This window comes from Bacillus sp. NPDC060175, from assembly GCF_042728695.1.
GTDB lineage: Bacteria > Bacillota > Bacilli > Bacillales > Bacillaceae_G > Bacillus_A.
In genome coordinates this window covers 1-3,577 of the sequence record NZ_JBHWYR010000167.1, presented here as the reverse complement: position 1 = coordinate 3,577, position 3,577 = coordinate 1, and the positions used below count along the sequence as shown (strand labels likewise).

Genomic DNA, 3,577 nt, shown 5'->3' with positions numbered 1-3,577 from the left:
TGCTAATTATTTCTTTTACTAAAATAAATGGCACTCCACAGAAAAAAGCAAATGGAAATGAAAATGAGCTTTTGGAAAAATACGTTATGAAAAAAAATATAAGTATACATATTGATATTATAGTAAACTGAAAATCGATTATACCCATACTTTCTGAATCTTTATACAATATAATTAATTTTAGTGGAAGTACAGGGGTTTCTAGCACCTGCTCGTGCGGAAGATGTACAACAGAAGAGCATAAGGATTATGAACGCAAAGGTAAATAAAAAGTCTTTAGCATCGCAAATCCGCATTCTCAGGACACTTCCTCAAATCTAAACGATATACCAATATAAGATGAATAATAAAGAATCTACATAAGCTCTAAAATAAATTCTGAACTATTATTAGTTTAATTATTTTTGGTTAATCTGAAATTTTAAAGCTGCCTCCATAATAATAATTTTCCCCAAGTTTCATAACAGCTACGTATGTTCCAGGTTTATAAACGGAAGTAATAGGTGTTATAAATCTACCATAATTATGCGAGATACCTGAGTCATAAATCGTTTTATATCTCTGCATGTTTATTTCTTCATTCTCACTCACGCTTAATCGATATATTTTTACAATACCGGTATCTTTACCACCAGTATAAATAGTAACATCGAATGTACTCCCATGCTTTAGGTCACCAACTGCTAATTCCTCTATGAAATCTGCATTATGGTGTAGTAAAAAATAGTTTTGCCACTGCCAATTGTCTAAAACTGGTGTTTCTTTTTGGATTTTTTGCGATTCAGCAGAAGCAGGTGTGATTGTACCAATTGTACTTGAATATGTAATACCTCCAATAGCTAGTGTTCCAATAATTGCTGCCTTCCCTAAAAGTTTCATCTTTTTAACCTCCTAGTCGATAGAAAAATCAGAAATCTTACTCGTGAAAAATCAGCTGTACAGTCAAAGGGATGATGGCATCTTCTAAAATCATATTAACATCTATATATTTGTTAGACAAATTAAAAAAATAAGAAAAAACAATCGGGTATTGATTTAGATGAATTTAGAGACCATGTGGATAAGTAAATTTTTAATTGCAACAGCCCTGACTTAAAGATTCAGGAGTTACCATAGTTGGAGCATTTACTGCAAGAGTTCCCCATAAGCGTTTAACTTTCTCTAACTAGGGTAATAGAATTGAAGTATATGGTTGGGGTGAGTATGTATCTACACTAGATACATATCAAAATAGCGAAGGACAAAAGGTTACAGATCAGAAGATAACCAATCGCTATACTTCTAATTTCCGTGATACCTCTAGCATCTCACCTATAATCGTTGGGGCTGGCTGTATCGATTTAAGGAATTGCCAAAGAACATTTAGATAAAATGGGGGTACCAGATTTAATCTTGCTAGCTTTTACATATATGAAAGCTATGTCACTAATAGTGGTAATTACCTCATTGGTATATTGAAATAACTTTAGTGATAACAGGGATGCCCCCCAACCATCCTTTAAATAAAGCTGGACTGGTAGATTAGATTTTAGTACTGTAGGTTTAAAATGAATTACTTTATTTAATTCTGCTGCAGCCATTATGGGAATCATTTCTGTATTTTCGCAAATAAATCGTGGTAATAAAAACAGATGCTGGTTTCTAGCATCTATTTTTATTGTATGAGATTTCTAAAAAATAATACTTTACAAACACAACACCTTTATTTAGAATAATTAATATAATTCGACAAAACACGACAAAATAAATGATTTATTAATTTTCAGAAAAAGAGGAACATTCTAGACTTTTTTGGGGTAGTGTCCATATGAATCAGATAGGTAGATAAGATAATAAAGTAAATACCCAATATGATTCAGTGTTTATGGAATTGATTCCTATGAGGATTCGGAGAAAAGATGCTGGTAAATCTTTCACATAACTCAACACTAGAATTTAATCGTTTTAAATTAACTAACATCTATACAAAATTATATATAAAAAAAGTATTAGAAGAACATACCTTATTTTTAAAGGGGACACAGAGGATATGAGGAAGCTATTAAAAAAGAAATCTGTTACACAACTGTTAGAGCATAATAAGAGTAAGAACTTAACGAAGACATTAGGATTATTTGATTTAATTATGTTAGGGATAGGTTCAATAATTGGAACGGGAGTTCTTGTGTTAACCGGATTAGTAGCAGCAAGTGATGCTGGTCCAGCAGTTATTTTTTCATTTGTACTTGCAGCAATTGTATGTGGATTTATCGCTTTATGTTACGCAGAAATTGCATCTGCACTTCCGACTTCAGGTAGTGTATATACGTACTCTTATGCAACGATTGGTGAATTTGTGGCACATTTAGTGGGTTGGACTCTACTCTCAATTTATATCGTGGCTACAGCAGCGGTTGCTAGTGGATGGACAGGATATTTCCACAATTTAATAAGTGGATTGGGGTTAGAGATACCTAAATCACTATTATCGATTCCATCACAAGGTGGTATTATGAATCTACCAGCGGTGGTCATTACATTAATAATTACATGGATGTTATCACGTGGTACGAAGGAGAGTAAACGTATCAATAACATAATGGTGTTAATTAAAATTGGAATGGTTATATTATTTATTGTAGTTGGTGTTTTCTATGTAAAACCAGAGAACTGGGTACCGTTTACACCATACGGTTTAAGTGGCGTTTTAGCTGGTGGAGCAGCCGTATTCTTTGCTTTTATGGGGTTTGATATACTGGCAACTTCGGCAGAAGAAGTAAAAGATCCGCAACGAAATCTTCCCATTGGTATTATTGTCTCGTTAATTATATGTACAATTATCTACGTTATAGTGTGCCTTGTTATGACAGGTATGGTTTCCTATAAAGAATTAAATGTACCTGAAGCAATGGCTTATGTAATGGAAGTCGTGGGACAAGATAAAATTGCTGGTGTAATTGCTGCAGGGGCAGTAATCGGCCTTATGGCTGTTATTTTCTCGACTATGTATGCAGCAACACGTGTATTCTTTGCTATGAGTCGTGATGGATTGTTACCAAAATCACTTGCGAAGATTAATAAAAAGACTGGAGCACCAACCTTTACAATTGGAGTGGCGGGAATAGGAAGCTCTTTAATAGCTGGATTTATTGATTTGAAAGAGTTAGCGAATTTAGTTAATATTGGCGGGTTGGTAACATTCGCATTGGTTGGTGTATCAGTTATTATACTGCGTAAAACACATCCAAATTTAAAACGTGGATTTATGGTACCTTTTGTACCCATATTACCTATGATTTCAATTGTAAGTTGTGTATTTTTAATGCTAAATTTGCCAATAAGAACATGGGTGTACTTCATTATTTGGATAACTGTCGGCGCAGTAATATATTTCATGTATTCGATGAAACATAGTAATTTAAGTGAGGAAACAAAATCAAAAGCATATGATAAAATAGCGAAATAATATCGATGTTGAGTAACATAGATATTGATAAAATAGGAAAAAGATGACTTTTGTTTATTACAGAAGTCATCTTTTTTTATAAGTATTAAAATGAGTATTTGGGAAGTTAAATTTATTATAATTAATAAATAT

At 32.8% G+C, this 3,577-nt stretch carries 2 protein-coding genes and 1 pseudogene; 2 read left to right on the top strand and 1 reads right to left on the bottom strand.

The window, feature by feature from the left end:
• Positions 1-408: 408 nt before the first annotated feature.
• Positions 409-879: a DUF5065 family protein gene (locus tag ACFWDE_RS30130; protein WP_002169407.1), complete on the bottom strand. Its 471-nt coding sequence runs from the start codon at positions 877-879 to the stop codon at positions 409-411.
• 147 nt (positions 880-1,026) lie between these two features.
• On the opposite strand from ACFWDE_RS30130, the pseudogene ACFWDE_RS30125 reads away from it, so the two are divergent.
• Both ACFWDE_RS30125 and ACFWDE_RS30120 read left to right on the top strand, forming a co-directional pair.
• Positions 1,027-1,341, top strand: a pseudogene (locus ACFWDE_RS30125) (S8/S53 family peptidase); the annotation flags it as partial.
• Between the two features lie 688 nt (positions 1,342-2,029).
• Complete coding sequence (locus tag ACFWDE_RS30120; protein WP_377896347.1) at positions 2,030-3,445, top strand: amino acid permease; 1,416 nt, start codon at positions 2,030-2,032, stop codon at positions 3,443-3,445.
• The last annotated feature ends 132 nt before the right edge of the window (positions 3,446-3,577 follow it).